Source organism: Fibrobacter succinogenes (assembly GCF_902779965.1).
GTDB lineage: Bacteria > Fibrobacterota > Fibrobacteria > Fibrobacterales > Fibrobacteraceae > Fibrobacter > Fibrobacter succinogenes_F.
Map to the genome: position 1 here is coordinate 1 of NZ_CACZDK010000011.1, position 14,581 is coordinate 14,581.

Here is a 14,581-nt window from a genome sequence, read left to right on the forward strand (position 1 = left end):
CTTGGGGTCGCAACCGACAACAAGAACGTGTTTACCTTGTTCTACAAGGCCTGCGGTCAAATTCTGAGTCGTAGTAGATTTACCGATGCCGCCCTTACCGTAGATTGCGATCTGACGTAAACGTTTTGCCATAATGAAATGTCTCCTTAGGTTTAATTACCTACAGAAACGCTAGGTTTGCGGAATTTTAGAATTTGCGACTACCCTTTTCAATACTTTTTTAGCCCATTCCGTTCAAAAAATTCCGATTTACAACATTGTTATAGTTTCATCTTATCACCCAATTCATTTAGTTTCTATCACAATCAAGAAAATCGAACTTTATTTATTGTTCAAACAGGGTTTTATATTGCATTTACCTATTACGCTTTTTAAATTATGCGGGACTTCGGAACAGAAGCAAAAATTTAAAAGAATACAGAACGCTAGGTAACCGTTCTTTTATATAAACTAAACCGGTACGCCGAGAGTTTAGCCACGTAGAAAATTCATCTTCGTGGTTCATTTTACATCTGCGTTAAGGAGGCTTTTTTACATGGCTAAATACAAAGTAGCAGTTGCCACGAATGACGGAGTAAATGTCAATGTTCACTTTGGACACGCAGCCGCATTTGACATCTATGAAGTTGACGAAGCAAGCGGAAAATATGAGAAAGTCGAAGTCCGTTTAAAGCCGGAACATTGCGATGGTTCTTGCGGAGACGGCACTTGTGGTCAGCGCGAAGTTCAGCATTCATCGATGTATGCAGCAGCCAAGAATCTAGCCGATTTAGATTACGTGCTTTGCGAACAGCTTGGTCCGCAAGCGATCCAGTCATTGGCCCGCTTCAATGTACGCGCATTCGATATCGCGCTCCCCATCAGCGAAGCCATTGCAAAAATCAACATTTACAGAAACAAAATCGCAGAACGCGCATTACGATTCAAATCAAATCACAACGACTAAAATGAGTCTAAGCAAATTTACGATAAGAAAAGCGACGCTATCCGATTGCAATGCGATTGCCGCAGTGGAAGCAACATGCTTTCCGCCAGCAGAAGCTGCAAAACATGAAGATTTCCAAAAGCGTCTGGAACGCTATGCGGACTATTTTTTGCTGATGTTCGATGGCGACAAGCTGATTTCATTCGTAGACGGATTTGTAACGGATATTCCCGATTTGAACGACAAAATGTACGAAGACGCCGGTATGCACAATCCAAACGGAGCATGGCAAATGATATTCGGAGTCAACACTATCCCCGAATACCGCCATCAAGGTTGCGCAGAAAAGCTATTGAGATTATTCGTCCAAAACGCAAAAGCAGAAAGCAGACGTGGCGTTGTTCTCACTTGCAAAGAAAAGCTCGTACATTATTACGCCAAAATTGGTTTTGTCGATGAAGGTATTTCGGCAGATTCGACTCACGGAAACGTTGTCTGGAATCAAATGCGACTGACGTTTTAACAAAGAGAGGTAAACATGTCACATATCCACCATTCTATTACAGAACTTATTGGGCATACACCGCTTCTTGAACTTCACAATTTCGAAAAGAACCACAACGCCCAAGGCCATATTCTTGCCAAGCTCGAATATTTCAACGCTACAGGTTCTGTCAAGGATCGCGCCGCCCTTAGCATGATCGAAGAAGCCGAACGCACGGGTAAATTGAAACCGGGTGGAGAAATCGTTGACCTCACAAGTGGTAACACAGGCATTGCACTTGCCGCTATCGCAGCCGCAAAAGGTTATAAAGTCACGATATTCTTTGAATCCGGCGGTTCCAAGGAACGCGTTCAAGTTATCAAGACTTATGGCGCGCAGCTTTTCGATTACAAAGATATTCCCGAATTGAAAAAAGCACTTGAAGACGGCACAATTTGTGACAACATCGTTATCGAGGCCATCACAAAGTACACCAAAGAGCACAACGCATTTTTCATCAACCAGTGCGAAAACGAATACAATCCCCTAGCCCATTACAACACGACAGGCCCTGAAATCTGGGAAGATACCGATGGCAAAGTAGATTTCGTTGTTTCGATGGCAGGCACAGGCGGAACACTGAACGGACTTTCAAAATATTTCCGCGAAAAGAATCCGAATGTCAAAATCGTCGGTGTGCAAGCGACTCCGGACTCCCGCTATTTCACGCCAGAAGCCGAAAAGAATGGCGTTATCGACGGTGTCGCACCATTTGCAAATGTCGCAGAACCTCCCACGTTCTTGACGGATTCCTCGATTTACGATGAATACATCGAAGTTTCTACATTACAGGCAAAGGCCGTAGCGCACGAGCTCGCCGAACACGAAGGGCTTTTCCTGGGCACATCAAGTGCAGCAGGCGTTTACGCAGCCTCAATTGTCGCAGCGCGTCCTGAAAATAAAGACAAGAACATCATCGTCATCACAGCCGACAACGGATTCAAATACCTTTCCACAAAAGTTTATGCTTTGAATAAGTAAGACTCATCGCATAAAACTCCTAATACTCCTTCTCGTTAACGCGGGAAGGAGTTTTTTATAAGTTCCGATAACATAAATCAATACGTATAATCGCGAGCGATAGCACCCAATACTCAAACAAAATTAGAACAAAATATTTTCGAATTATTTTGTCGTTCCACTTGAAAAAACTCTTTGACTGCGCAAAAGTGCTTTTTACCTTTAATCCGACATTAAAAAACAAAACAAACAAGGAGTTTATCAATGAATATCAATGCAAAAAAAATTATTTCCGTTATTGCTCTTGCCTCCGTCAGTTCATTTGCTGAATGGGATTATTACACTGTTCTCGACGAACATCAGGGTCAAGCACGAATCAAGGCAAACTACTGGTACAATGGAGATTTCCATTCCACATCTTTTGACTTGAATGCCCGCTATACAGTCGTCAAAGGATTAGAATTGAGCCTCACCGGTCTCGGCTACCAGCTTTTTGCCGATCCGAATGACAAAACAAAAGAAGGTGACGGATTCAAAGACTTCAGCGTGGGTGCAAAATACGCATTCAATCCCAACTTCTCCGTTTTCTTGGACGCCAACATTCCTGCAGGCAAAAAAGAAATTTCCAGCCAGGAATTCAGCCTCAAGGGCGGCGTTCAATGGTTCTTGCCCATCTCCGAACAGTTCGGTATCGGTAATGAATTTGGCTTGACCGTTCCTTTCAAGCATGATGGAGTCCAACGCGGTCTCGTTGCTGATTATGGTTTTGAATTCTATTATGCATTCAGCTCCGGTGTTTCTCCGTTTACAGGCTTTGTATTTACGAGCCAGTTGACAGATTCAAAGAACGAAGACAAATCCGAATCCGGAACAGGAGCTTCCAACATTTCTTTCTGGGCCGGCATTTCTTACAACGTTAACAAGAACGTCAATCTGACGCTCTACACCGATGTTGAATACGCCGCACATGGCGCTTATCAATCCGGCTACATTTTCCAAACAACATTCAGCTTCTAAAAAAGGGGGCGGCAATAATGAATTTTAAACACCTCATTGAAACAACACTTATAAGCGCTCTGCTTTTCGGAGCAAGCGCTTTCGCCGAAATTAAAACTGTTCGAATCGCCCATTACACAGGAGTGTTGTGCAGTGCTCCGGTTCATACCGCATGGCTCAAAGGATTTTTCGACGAAGAATTTAAAAAGATCGGGCAGAAATACGAAATGGTACCAATTGCCGAAGGTTCCGGTTCCGTCAACGACTTGATTGTCGCTGGGAAAGCGGACGCAGGTAATGAACTTCTCGCCACAGAACTTCAGCCTATCCAAAACGGACTCCCGATTATCTTTGTAACAGGCGTACACACAGGCTGCACCAAGTTCTACGTCACAAAGCAATCGACCATAAAAAAGCTCAAGGACCTGAAAGGGCGCAAAAGCAAAATTGGCGTCATCGGATTATCCGACAGTTCGATTATGACATTCAAGCGAAAACTCCGTGACCTTGGCGTTGTCGCCGATGGCCCCGAAGCGGATGTCGAATTCGTTGTCTATGGCGCAACTGACTTGCCATTGGCACTCCAAAAGGGAGCCGTGGACATTATCGCCCTTCACGATCCGACCGCTACAACAGCCGAAGAAGAATACGGTTTCCGTAAGCTTCTGGACACCGCCACCGATCCGAAATTTGCCGTAGAATACTGCTGCATCGCATTCGTGAGCCTCAAACTTTGGAAAGAAAATCCGGAAGGTGCAGCCGCATTCACACGTGCAGTCGCTCGCGGTTCCGCATTCGTCAACGCTAACCCGCGTGAAACAGCAAGACTCCAGCTTGCAAAGGACATCGTCCCCGGAAGCGAAGATTTCAACACCAAACTGCTTGAAAGCTACACCCACATTCCATCCCGCAAAGCAACGATTCGCACATTCAGAACCGTCGCCACGGAACTCCAAAAAACGGGCGTACTCAAGAAAAAGTTGAACATCGAAAAGTTCATCACAAGCCACTTTGCCAATTTTGCGTCTAAGGGGATTCACGTTCCTGACGGTTACAAGTACGATAAGGATACAGGCTCATTTACAGAAACGACCGAAGAACCGAAAACCTTAGCGAAAAATATCGTTGAGAACTAAAAAGTAGGAGCGCAACTAGGTTTATATAACCATAGCCTATAGCGCCCAATATACGAATAAAATTAGAACAAAGTATTTTTGAATTATTTTGTTTTTCCACCTTTAAAACATCTTTGATTTAGAAAAAGTGATTTATACCTTTTCACAATCAAAAATAGGGAATTAAAAATGAATTTACGAAGCATCATTAAGACTACGCTCATAAGCGCCCTCCTCCTCGGAACAAGCGCTTTTGCCGATTTCAAACCAGTCCGAATCGCACACTATACTGGTGTGTTGTGTAGTGCCCCGGTTCATGTCGCTTGGCTCAAAGGTTACTTTGACGAGGAATTCAAAAAGATTGGTCAGAAATTCGAAATGGTTCCTGTTGATGCCGGAAAGAATTCTGTGAACGAGCTCATCGTCGCAGGCAAAGTCGATGCAGGGAACGACTTGCTCGCCACCGAACTTCAGCCCATTCAAAACGGGCTCCCCATCGTCTTTGTCACCGGTGTTCATACGGGTTGCACCAAGTATTACGTCACCAAGAAATCAACGATTCAAAAGTTGGAAGACCTGAAGGGACGCAAAACCAAGGTAGGCGTTATCGGTTTATCCGATAGTTCCGTGATGTCGTTCAGACGCAAACTCCGCGATTTAGGTATCGTCGCAGACGGCCCGGAAGCGGATGTTGAATTCATCGTCTATGGCGCAAGCGACTTGCCGATTGCCCTTGAAAAAGGCGCTGTTGACATTATCGCCCTTCATGATCCAACCGCAGCAACCGCCGAAAAAGAATACGGCTTGCGCAAGTTGCTCGACACCGCAATCGATCCGAAATTTGCCGTAGAATACTGCTGCGTCGCATTCGTGACACTCAAGCTCTGGAAGGAAAATCCAGAAGGTGCCGCCGCTTACACGCGCGCAGTCGCTCGCGGATCCGCATTTGTGAACAGCAATCCGCGTGAAGCCGCAAGACTCCAGCTCTCGAAGGATGTCGTTTCTGGCAGTGAAGAATTCAACGCCCAGCTGCTCGAAAGCTACGGACACATTCCGTCCCGCAAGGCCGCGCTCCGCACGTTCAATATCGTTGCTGCAGAGCTTCAAAAGACGGGAGTCTTGAAGAAAAAGCTGAACATCGAAAAGTTCGTCAAGAGCCACTTTGCAGACTTCGAATCAAAGGGTATCAAAATTCCGGATGGCTACTCCTATGATAAGGCCACCGATAAATTCACAGAAAATTTCGAAGAGCCGAAATCATTAGTGAAGAAATAAACATAGGCGCCCCCAGCATGGTTCGGTAGGCTCACCAACCTTAGGCGGGGTGACAAAAAAGTTTAACAGAAAAGAGAGGTAACAATGTCCAATATTCACCATTCCATTACCGAGCTCGTCGGCCACACTCCGCTGCTGGAGCTCCACAATTTTGAGAAGAATCACAATGCCAAGGGCCATATCCTGGCAAAACTCGAATACTTCAACCCGTCCGGCTCCGTGAAGGACCGCGCTGCCCTCAGAATGATTGAAGAAGCCGAACGCGAAGGCAAGCTCAAGCCGGGTGGAGAAATCGTTGAAATCACAAGCGGTAACACGGGCATCGGCCTTGCCGCTATCGCCGCTGCCAAGGGCTACAAACTCACCGTTTTCTTTGAACCGGGTGGTTCTGAAGAACGCGTACAAGTGATCAAGACCTATGGAGCAACGCTCCTCGGTTACGACGCCCTTCCGAACGTAAGCAAGCTTCTGAAGGAAGGCTCCTTCTCTGTTGCCGTCTTGCTCTCCGACGTCCGCAAGTATGCCGAAGAACACAATGCATTCTTCATCAACCAGATTGAAAACGAAAACAACCCGCTCGCCCATTACTACACCACCGGCCCGGAAATCGTTGCCGATACGGATGGCAAGGTAGACTTTATCGTTTCCATGGCAGGCACGGGCGGTACGCTCAATGGTCTTTCCAAGTACTTCCGCGAACACAATCCGAACGTGAAAATCGTCGGTGTGCAGGCCACTCCGGATTCTCGCTTCTTCACCCCGGAAGCTGAAGAACATGGCGTGATCGATGGTGTTGCCCCGTTCGCAAACGTTCCGGAACCGCCTCCTCTGCTGAACGATTCTTCGATCTATGACGAATACATTGAAGTCTCTACGCTCCAGGCTACAGGCGTTGCCCACGAACTCGCCGAAAAGGAAGGCCTCTTCCTCGGAACATCCGGTGCAGCAGGCATCTATGCCGCCTCCATCGTGGCTGCACGTCCTGAAAACGAAGGAAAGAACATTGTCGTTATTACAGCTGATAACGGATTCAAGTACCTTTCCACTAAGGTGTACGCATTGAAGAAGTAAGACTCATTGTGTACAAGCTCCTTCCCGTGACCTCACAAGGGGAGGAGCTTTTTTATTCAAGGAGTTTAAATGAAGAATAAACTAATAAACACATTAAGAAGATTTTTACCCTTTTTAGGTGTTATTGTCGCACTTGCCATCCACTTGCTTATCGAAGACAGCGACGAACACCCAGAAGCTGAAGAAGCTTACTACACCTGGATTTTGTATTTCTTTTTGGTCACTACATTCATCCTCGGCATCGTCTCCACCTTTGTCAAAAAATTGAAGAAAGGCCTGGAATATTCCGGTGCGTTTTGGGGAGGCGTCGGAATCGTCATCGCCATCATTGACATTGTCATCGGAAAGCTAGCCCTCTTCCCCGTCTTGTTTTTCCCGAAATACGACAACATTCTCGCCCAGTTTTTCGAAGGCTACGAAATCATCCTCAAGTGCATTTGGCACTCGACAAAACTTTTAGTCACAGGATTCCTCTACGGTGCCGGATTCGGCTTTATCACAGGCGTTCTCCTTGGATTCAACAAAAAGTTCAATTATTGGATTAACCCTTACATCAAGCTAATAGGCCCGATTCCCGCAACAATCTGGATTCCGATTTCGCTGACGATTTTTCCGACAACTTTTGGCGCAAGCGTTTTTATCATTGCACTTTCCGTCTGGTTCTCGGTTGCGCTTATGACGAGCTCTGCAATACAGGCTGTCCCCAAAACCTATTTTGAAGTTTCACGCACGCTCGGCGCAAGTAGCGCTTTCCAGATTTTCCGAGTCGGCATCCCGGCCGCCATGCCCTCCATTTTCCTTGGCGTATTCTACGGCATCATCAGTGCATTCTTGGCGCTCATGACCGCAGAAATGTTCGGCGTCAAATACGGTATCGGCTGGTACATCTCCTGGCAAAAGGCCATGCTCGTCTATAGCGGTGTTTATGCAGGAATCATCGTCATTGCAGTTTACTGCATGCTCATACTCACCTTGCTCTTTAAATTGCGCGATAAAATCTTGAATTGGCAAAAGGGAACTTTGAAATGGTAACAGAAAATATCGAAAACGTAAAAGGCGCAATCCACATTGAAAATCTTGTAAAGACATTTATCAGTAACGAAGGCGAAACCGTCGCCGCACTGAGCGGAGTCAATCTCGACATTCCCGCAGGCAGTTTCGTGAGCCTTATCGGTCCATCCGGCTGCGGAAAGACAACGCTCTTGAGGCAAATCGCAGGACTTGCCGAACCCACTTCGGGCGGCGTATTTGTCGATGGCAAAAAAATTACGAAGCCCGGTGCCGATCGCGGTTTTGCATTCCAGCAAGCAACACTTTTTCCATGGCTCAACATCCGCGACAACATTTCGCTTGGGCTCAGGGCCCGCCACGTGTACAAGGAACACAAGCAAGACGTTGACGAATTCATCGAAACGGTCGGGCTCAAGGGATTCGAAAAATCATACCCGCACGAACTTTCCGGCGGCATGAATCAGCGAGCAAGCCTTGCAAGAGCGCTTGTCGGCCACCCGGATATTCTCCTTTTGGACGAGCCCCTTGGTGCACTGGACGCTTTCACGCGCATGGCGATGCAAGACGAAATCCACCGCCTTTGGAAAAAATATAAAACCACCATGGTGATGGTCACGCACGATGTTGACGAAGCGCTTTACCTCAGCAACTACGTTGTCGTGATGAAGGCCCGCCCCTCAAAAATCGAGCAGGTCATCAAAATCGACTTGCCATTCCCGCGCGTGCGCACTCAAGACACCTTTGTGCTATACCGAAAGAAGATTCTTGAAATTCTCAACTTTGCAGGAAAAATTCCAGAACCTGAATACTACTTATAATCAAAATCTATAAAAGGTGCTAGAAATATAATATTGGACAATAATATCAATTCCTTCTATATTATGTGCCGGCGTGAAAAGCCTACAACTGCAAAATTTTGCAAGGGAGACTCGCCATGTCAGAAGATATAGAACGAAATTTAGACTTTGATACCGTTATCGAGCGTCGCCACACGAACTCTATCAAATACGACTTCGCGTTGGAACGGCGTGTAGTAAAGCCTGGCGAGGATCCTTATAGCCTTCTCCCGCTTTGGGTCGCTGACATGGATTTCAAGACATCTTCATTTATCCAAGATGAATTGATTCGCATTGCCGAATATGGAATCTTCGGGTACAGCGAACCCAAAGAAGACTACTACGAAGCTGTCAAAAATTTCTACCGCCGCCGACACCACTATGATATAGAAGACCGCAAATCGATTATCAAAATTCCCGGTGTGATGTTCGCGCTTGGCATGGCCATCAAAGCCTTTTCAAAAGAAGGCGACGCCATACTCATTCAAGAACCGGTGTACATGCATTTCATTGACGCCATCGTCGATAACGACCGCAAAGTCGTAAGTAACGATCTTATTTACGGAGAAGATGGACGATATCACATTGACTTTGAAGATTTCGAAAAGAAAATCGTCGAAAACAATATCAAGCTCTTTTTGCTTTGCAGCCCGCACAATCCCGTTTGCCGCGTCTGGACTCGCGAAGAACTTACACGCCTCGGAGAGATTTGCCTCAAGCATAATGTAATCGTCGTGAGCGATGAAATCCACAGCGATTTCGTCTTTGAAGGTACGCACACCGTATTCGCCTCCATAAGCGAAGAACTGGCCAACAAATCCATCATCGTCACGGCGCCAACAAAAACATTCAACTTGGCAGGCATCCAAATCGCACACGCCTTCATAAAGAATCCATCAATCCGTCGCGCGTTCCGCAAGCAAATCTTTGCCACCGGTTATAGCCAAGTCAGCATCCAGGGAATCGTCTCGGCGCAAGCCGCCTACAGCAAAGGTGAAGTCTGGCTCGATGCCCTTCTCAAGTACATCAAAGGCAACATCGAATTTACAGACAAATTCATTAAAGAAAAACTGAAAGGCATCAAGCTTGTGCCAATGGAAGCGACTTACCTCGCATGGATAGACTTCAACGGGACAGGACTTTCGCCAGACGAAATCCAAGATCGCGTCCGCAACAAGGCACGACTGTGGCTCAACAACGGGATTTTTTTCGGGAACAACGGAGAAGGATTCCAGCGGCTTAACCTTGCTTGTCCACGAAGTATCCTGGTCGAGGCACTCGATAGACTAAAAGTTGCGTTCAATACATAGGCTACGCACATCGAGAAGCCCCCAGGAAGCCTAGAATCCACCTGGGGGTTTCTTCTATTTTTAATATTCCTACAACACATATAGGATTAGAAACCAAAAATTTTTATATTTACCGTGTCACATCAATTTTAGGGATTAAAAAACCATGACATTACAACAATTACGCTACGCCATCGGGATCTCTAAAGTCGGTTCCTTCAACAAGGCTGCCGAATCTTTATTCATTTCCCAGCCTTCTTTGACGACAGCCATCCACGACCTCGAAGACGAAATCGGCATCACGATTTTCAATCGCACGAGCCGCGGTGTGACACTCACGCCCGAAGGCGAAGAATTCATCGCCCGTGCAAACGAACTTTACAACCACTACACTTCCGTTATCGAACGCTACAGCAAAGAAGAACAGAAGAAAAAGCGCTTCGCCGTTTCAACGCAGCACTACTCTTTCGCTGTCAAGTCTTTCGTGAACATGGTGAAAAAGTTCAACATCGACGACTACGAATTTGCCCTCCGCGAAACCAAAACGAAAGAAGTCATCGACGATGTGACAAGCCTTCGCAGTGAAATCGGCATCATCTACTTGAGCGATTTTAACCGCAAGTACATCACCTATCTGCTGAGAGAACACGATCTCGTTTTCCAGAAGTTGATTGATTGCAACGCATATGCTTACATGTGGAAAAACAATCCGCTCGCCAAGAAACCTTACGTCAATCTCGAAGACCTTTCGGAATACCCGTGCCTTTCTTTTGAACAGGGCGAAAGCGGCAACTACTACTTCGCCGAAGAAATCTTAAGTACGAACGAATACCACAGAACCATCAAGGCGAACGATCGCGCCACCATGTTGAATTTGATGGTGGGCCTCAACGGTTACACGCTCTGCTCCGGCATCATCAGCGAAGAAATCAACGGCTCCGATTACGTGGCCGTGCCCTTTAAGGACGCCAAGGGAGAAAATGACCGCAAGATGGAAATCGGCTACATCACTAAGAAGAACTTCATGCTCAGCACAATCTGCCGCATTTACATCCGCGAGATGGAAGAATACCTAAGCGCTTACACTTCTGAACATCGTTCGGAACAATAGCATTACCCCGGTTCTATGAACCGGGATTTTCTATAATTGTTTTATGTCCCTTAGCTCTAGCATTTTCAACCGTACATCGCTCCTGCTCGGCGACGATGTCATGGAAAACATCTATAAAAAGCGAGTCATCATTTTTGGACTCGGCGGTGTCGGTAGCTGGTGTGCCGAAAGCCTTATCCGTTCAGGAATACAAGAACTTGTTCTCGTTGATTCAGACCGAGTTTGCATCACCAATGTAAACCGCCAACTGATGGCAACCCCCAAAACCGTTGGCCAAGTCAAAGTCGAAGTCCTCAAGAAACGCCTTCTCGAAATCAATCCGCACGCCAAAATTATCGCGCTGCAAGACATCTACGAAGCTGCGAATACTGAAAAATTTGAGCTAGACACATTCGACTACATCATCGACGCCATCGACAGCCTCGAAAACAAGATGCAGTTGCTGTATCACGCGTCCAAAACTAAAGCAACCGTATTTTCTTCGATGGGAGCCGCCCTCAAGATGGATCCCACGCGAATCAAGGTCGCCGAATTCTGGAAAGTTTCCGGATGCCCTCTCGGACGCGCTCTCCGCGACAAGTTCAAGCGCAAAAAACTTTTCCCGAAAAAGAAAATCATGTGCGTCTATAGCGACGAACTCCTGAAAAATCGCGGGAAAAGCACCTCTTGCGGAACTGACGCTTGCATGTGCCCCAAAGTCCGTCACGAGCGCAGTGAAGCGGAACTCCAAAATGAAAACCTCGTCGATCACGAATGGTGCAGCACCAAGGCGCAAATCAACGGAACCATGGCGCACGCCACCGCCATTTTCGGATTCATGATTGCCGGCCTTGTGATGCAAGACATTTATCAAAAAGCAACATTACAGCAATAAAAATTGTCTTCCTGGATTCTATTCCGAAAACAGTATTAACGTCATCCTGAACGTAGTGAAGGATCCAGTAATATTCTTACAACATTAACTGGATTCCGCTCCTACGAACCTAACTCTACTAGGGGGCTAAAGCCCCAAGTATCGTATATCGTCCTTTCAGTCCTCGGAATGACGAAAGTACTTAGCTATAGAAAAATTCTATAAAACGTCCTAAAAACAAAGTATTGGACAAACTCATAAACGCCTTCTATATTTGGCATCGAACAAAGACTAGGAGGCATTTATGACAAACGGCATATTTTTTGGAACTATAACAGTTTTATTAGGCACCATCACTTCGTTACTCTCATTCGTTTTGCTTCCTTTTTGCAAGCCTACGGAGGATTTCGTCATGCGATGCCATTACACCTCCATCACTGACGGATTCGTAGGCATCGCAATCGCTCTTGTCGGCATCGCTTACCTGTTGTTACCCAAAGCACAGAAAGCATTGTCATTTGTAGTAATCGGTCTGGGAGTTTTAACATCGCTCGTCCCCACAGTCATTGTTGGCGTTTGTTCGCACCCGCACATGCACTGTCATTCCATCTCGTCCCCAGTCCTTCAGTTGATTGGAATCGCGATTGCACTTTTCGGAGTCGCAAACATCGCATTTTTGGCAAGTCGCAACTTTGAATCGGAGAATTTCACTAATGAAATATACAACGCTTAAAATTATATATACCAATTTTTGGAGCCATCCTGTACGTAGCCTCGGCCTCGTGATTTTAACAGCCATCGCTTCGGCAACATTGCTTTCAGGTGTCATTTTTTCAAAAAGTCTTGACGCCGGATTCGAACAACTTTCGTCCCGCATGGGCGCCGATTTGCTTATCGTCCCATTCGGCAGCGAAGCTAAAAATCAGTCCGTTCTTTTGCAAGGCGACTTGAGCCACAAAACGCTCCCTCGCGAAGTATTGGACTTCACCCGCAAACTTCCAGGAGTAAGCGCCGCATCACCACAATTCTACTTTACAACGCTCAGCGCCAGCTGCTGCGACAAAAAAGTGAACATCATCGGTTTTGACCCCAAGACGGATTTTACCATCAAGCCATGGATCCGTAGAACCTACAAAAAAGACTTTGTTCCCGGTTCTGTCATCGTTGGTAACGACATCAACATTGAAGAAGGTGGCTTCATCAAATTTTTCGGCAAGGAATTTATCGTTGTCGGAACGCTTGAACCGCTTGGCAACAAGTTGGACCAAGCCGTTTTCGCCGATGTCGAGACTATCGAAATTTTACGCAAGGCAGCCGCAGAAGTCGGATACAATTTCATCTCCGAAGGCGAACCCTCCGCAATTCTCGCCAACCTTGAAAAAGGTGCTGACTTCGAAAAAATTTCGCAAACGATTCACGAGCATTTCGACAACTTGCATGTCATTCCGCGCAAAAACATGTTCGATAGCGTTATAGCAACCGCAGGCTCTTTCAAAATTGCAGTCTGGATTATTTCTGGATTCTTCTTGCTCATCGTGATTGCCGTGGTCTATATTGCATTCTCGGTTTCGACAAACGAACGCAAACGTGAATTTGCAACGCTCTTGGTTATCGGGGCTACACGCAAAAAGCTCACCAACATCGTTCTTGGAGAATCCTTGATCGCCAGCGGGAGCGGAGCCTTCGCCGGAACGCTATTCGGAACGGTCGCAATCCTCTCCTTCCGTTTTTTGATTCAAGAAAACTTGCAAATACCCTTTTCACTCCCTAACACATCAACCATTCTTTTAACGATTGTCGGAGCTTTGTTCATCCCCGCCATTGCAGGGCTTGGAGCTTCATACCACATTGCTAAAAAAGTCGGAAAAATCGATGTTTACACCGCATTAAAGGAGGACGCTTAATGATACTTAATGGAAACAACATAACAAAGCAATATACACGACGTGGCGAAAAATTTAATGCGGTCAACAACGCTGATTTCTTCGCTTGGTCAGGGGATTTCACCGTCATCTTCGGAGAATCCGGAAGTGGCAAGAGTACACTCTTGAATGCACTCGCAGGCGTTACCGCCCCCACATCAGGGAACGTCGAAATTGACGGGCAGCCGCTCTTCAACTTGAACGACGAGGATCTTGCTCGTTTGCGCAACGAGCGCATCGGGTACATTCCGCAAAATGCAGCAAGTCTTTCTGCATTCACCGTGGCCGAAAACATCACTTTGACATCGACCTTATACAACAAGAAAATAGATAAGGAACATATCAAAGCGCTGTTAAACAAGCTCGGCATTGCGCACCTCGCCAACGAACACCCGCAAAATCTTTCCGGTGGTGAATTGCGTCGCGTTGCAATCGCACGCGCTCTCGCCAACAAGCCTGACTTGATTATTGCCGATGAACCGACAAGCAATCTCGACGAAGAAAACAGCCGTAAAGTCTATAGCCTTTTTGCAAGGCTTGCGCGCAGCGGTGTCGCGGTCGTTATCGCCACGCATGACAAAAATGCATTCGGCTACAGCAATCGCATTTACCACATGAAATCAGGCTCGCTCGTGCCTGATATCGGAGAATACGGTAACCTGTAAAATTCTAA

16 protein-coding genes are annotated in these 14,581 nt (G+C 46.5%); 15 read left to right on the plus strand and 1 reads right to left on the minus strand.

Features of this window, described 5'->3' with window-relative positions; genetic code table 11:
* Positions 1–135, minus strand: a 135-nt coding sequence (locus HUF13_RS06855) for an AAA family ATPase (RefSeq protein WP_304038934.1), incomplete at its 3' end; no start/stop codon positions are given.
* 400 nt (positions 136–535) lie between these two features.
* Here HUF13_RS06855 and HUF13_RS06860 point away from each other — a divergent pair.
* The 15 genes from HUF13_RS06860 (at position 536) to HUF13_RS06930 (ending at position 14,573) form a co-directional block, all read left to right on the plus strand.
* Positions 536–946, plus strand: coding sequence for a NifB/NifX family molybdenum-iron cluster-binding protein (locus HUF13_RS06860; RefSeq protein WP_014545824.1), 411 nt, complete (start codon positions 536–538; stop codon positions 944–946).
* A 1-nt stretch (position 947) separates the two neighbouring features.
* Entirely contained in the window at positions 948–1,448 is a 501-nt protein-coding gene (locus tag HUF13_RS06865; RefSeq protein WP_085491309.1) for a GNAT family N-acetyltransferase, read from the plus strand.
* Between the two features lie 15 nt (positions 1,449–1,463).
* Positions 1,464–2,450 carry a PLP-dependent cysteine synthase family protein gene (locus HUF13_RS06870; RefSeq protein WP_173474433.1) on the plus strand — a complete coding sequence of 329 codons (987 nt, stop codon included), beginning with the start codon at positions 1,464–1,466 and terminating at the stop codon, positions 2,448–2,450.
* A 243-nt stretch (positions 2,451–2,693) separates the two neighbouring features.
* On the plus strand, positions 2,694–3,446 hold the full coding sequence (locus tag HUF13_RS06875; protein WP_173474434.1) for a hypothetical protein: 753 nt from the start codon (positions 2,694–2,696) through the stop codon (positions 3,444–3,446).
* Between the two features lie 17 nt (positions 3,447–3,463).
* Entirely contained in the window at positions 3,464–4,561 is a 1,098-nt protein-coding gene (locus HUF13_RS06880; RefSeq protein ID WP_173474435.1) for an ABC transporter substrate-binding protein, read from the plus strand.
* A gap of 168 nt (positions 4,562–4,729) precedes the next feature.
* Entirely contained in the window at positions 4,730–5,815 is a 1,086-nt protein-coding gene (locus HUF13_RS06885) for an ABC transporter substrate-binding protein (RefSeq protein WP_173474436.1), read from the plus strand.
* A gap of 84 nt (positions 5,816–5,899) precedes the next feature.
* Entirely contained in the window at positions 5,900–6,886 is a 987-nt protein-coding gene (locus tag HUF13_RS06890) for a PLP-dependent cysteine synthase family protein (protein ID WP_173474437.1), read from the plus strand.
* A gap of 69 nt (positions 6,887–6,955) precedes the next feature.
* Positions 6,956–7,918: an ABC transporter permease gene (locus HUF13_RS06895; RefSeq protein WP_173474438.1), complete on the plus strand. Its 963-nt coding sequence runs from the start codon at positions 6,956–6,958 to the stop codon at positions 7,916–7,918.
* Complete coding sequence (locus HUF13_RS06900) at positions 7,912–8,715, plus strand: ABC transporter ATP-binding protein (RefSeq protein ID WP_173474439.1); 804 nt, start codon at positions 7,912–7,914, stop codon at positions 8,713–8,715. The genes HUF13_RS06895 and HUF13_RS06900 overlap by 7 nt, the downstream gene beginning before the upstream one ends.
* Before the next feature lie 116 nt (positions 8,716–8,831).
* On the plus strand, positions 8,832–10,043 hold the full coding sequence (locus HUF13_RS06905; RefSeq protein ID WP_173474440.1) for a MalY/PatB family protein: 1,212 nt from the start codon (positions 8,832–8,834) through the stop codon (positions 10,041–10,043).
* Between the two features lie 145 nt (positions 10,044–10,188).
* Positions 10,189–11,133 (plus strand): LysR family transcriptional regulator, encoded by a 945-nt coding sequence (locus HUF13_RS06910; protein ID WP_173388713.1) that lies wholly within the window; start codon positions 10,189–10,191, stop codon positions 11,131–11,133.
* A gap of 43 nt (positions 11,134–11,176) precedes the next feature.
* Positions 11,177–12,007, plus strand: coding sequence for a ThiF family adenylyltransferase (locus HUF13_RS06915; RefSeq protein ID WP_173474441.1), 831 nt, complete (start codon positions 11,177–11,179; stop codon positions 12,005–12,007).
* Positions 12,008–12,290: 283 nt separating this feature from the next.
* Positions 12,291–12,719, plus strand: a complete 429-nt coding sequence (locus tag HUF13_RS06920) for a DUF4418 family protein (RefSeq protein WP_173388715.1) — start codon at positions 12,291–12,293, stop codon at positions 12,717–12,719.
* The gene (locus HUF13_RS06925) at positions 12,700–13,890 is read left to right on the plus strand and encodes an ABC transporter permease (protein ID WP_173474442.1); all 1,191 of its coding nucleotides are present in this window, start codon (positions 12,700–12,702) and stop codon (positions 13,888–13,890) included. The genes HUF13_RS06920 and HUF13_RS06925 overlap by 20 nt, the downstream gene beginning before the upstream one ends.
* Entirely contained in the window at positions 13,890–14,573 is a 684-nt protein-coding gene (locus tag HUF13_RS06930) for an ABC transporter ATP-binding protein (RefSeq protein WP_173474443.1), read from the plus strand. Before HUF13_RS06925 ends, HUF13_RS06930 begins: the two co-directional genes overlap by 1 nt.
* The last annotated feature ends 8 nt before the right edge of the window (positions 14,574–14,581 follow it).

What these genes read in the sequence shown, in the direction of transcription:
- HUF13_RS06860 (WP_014545824.1), top strand. Translation starts at nt 536, where the DNA reads ATGGCTAAATACAAAGTAGCAGTTGCCACGAATGACGGAGTAAATGTC.
- HUF13_RS06865 (WP_085491309.1), top strand. Translation starts at nt 948, where the DNA reads ATGAGTCTAAGCAAATTTACGATAAGAAAAGCGACGCTATCCGATTGC.
- HUF13_RS06870 (WP_173474433.1), top strand. Translation starts at nt 1,464, where the DNA reads ATGTCACATATCCACCATTCTATTACAGAACTTATTGGGCATACACCG.
- HUF13_RS06875 (WP_173474434.1), top strand. Translation starts at nt 2,694, where the DNA reads ATGAATATCAATGCAAAAAAAATTATTTCCGTTATTGCTCTTGCCTCC.
- HUF13_RS06880 (WP_173474435.1), top strand. Translation starts at nt 3,464, where the DNA reads ATGAATTTTAAACACCTCATTGAAACAACACTTATAAGCGCTCTGCTT.
- HUF13_RS06885 (WP_173474436.1), top strand. Translation starts at nt 4,730, where the DNA reads ATGAATTTACGAAGCATCATTAAGACTACGCTCATAAGCGCCCTCCTC.
- HUF13_RS06890 (WP_173474437.1), top strand. Translation starts at nt 5,900, where the DNA reads ATGTCCAATATTCACCATTCCATTACCGAGCTCGTCGGCCACACTCCG.
- HUF13_RS06895 (WP_173474438.1), top strand. Translation starts at nt 6,956, where the DNA reads ATGAAGAATAAACTAATAAACACATTAAGAAGATTTTTACCCTTTTTA.
- HUF13_RS06900 (WP_173474439.1), top strand. Translation starts at nt 7,912, where the DNA reads ATGGTAACAGAAAATATCGAAAACGTAAAAGGCGCAATCCACATTGAA.
- HUF13_RS06905 (WP_173474440.1), top strand. Translation starts at nt 8,832, where the DNA reads ATGTCAGAAGATATAGAACGAAATTTAGACTTTGATACCGTTATCGAG.
- HUF13_RS06910 (WP_173388713.1), top strand. Translation starts at nt 10,189, where the DNA reads ATGACATTACAACAATTACGCTACGCCATCGGGATCTCTAAAGTCGGT.
- HUF13_RS06915 (WP_173474441.1), top strand. Translation starts at nt 11,177, where the DNA reads ATGTCCCTTAGCTCTAGCATTTTCAACCGTACATCGCTCCTGCTCGGC.
- HUF13_RS06920 (WP_173388715.1), top strand. Translation starts at nt 12,291, where the DNA reads ATGACAAACGGCATATTTTTTGGAACTATAACAGTTTTATTAGGCACC.
- HUF13_RS06925 (WP_173474442.1), top strand. Translation starts at nt 12,700, where the DNA reads ATGAAATATACAACGCTTAAAATTATATATACCAATTTTTGGAGCCAT.
- HUF13_RS06930 (WP_173474443.1), top strand. Translation starts at nt 13,890, where the DNA reads ATGATACTTAATGGAAACAACATAACAAAGCAATATACACGACGTGGC.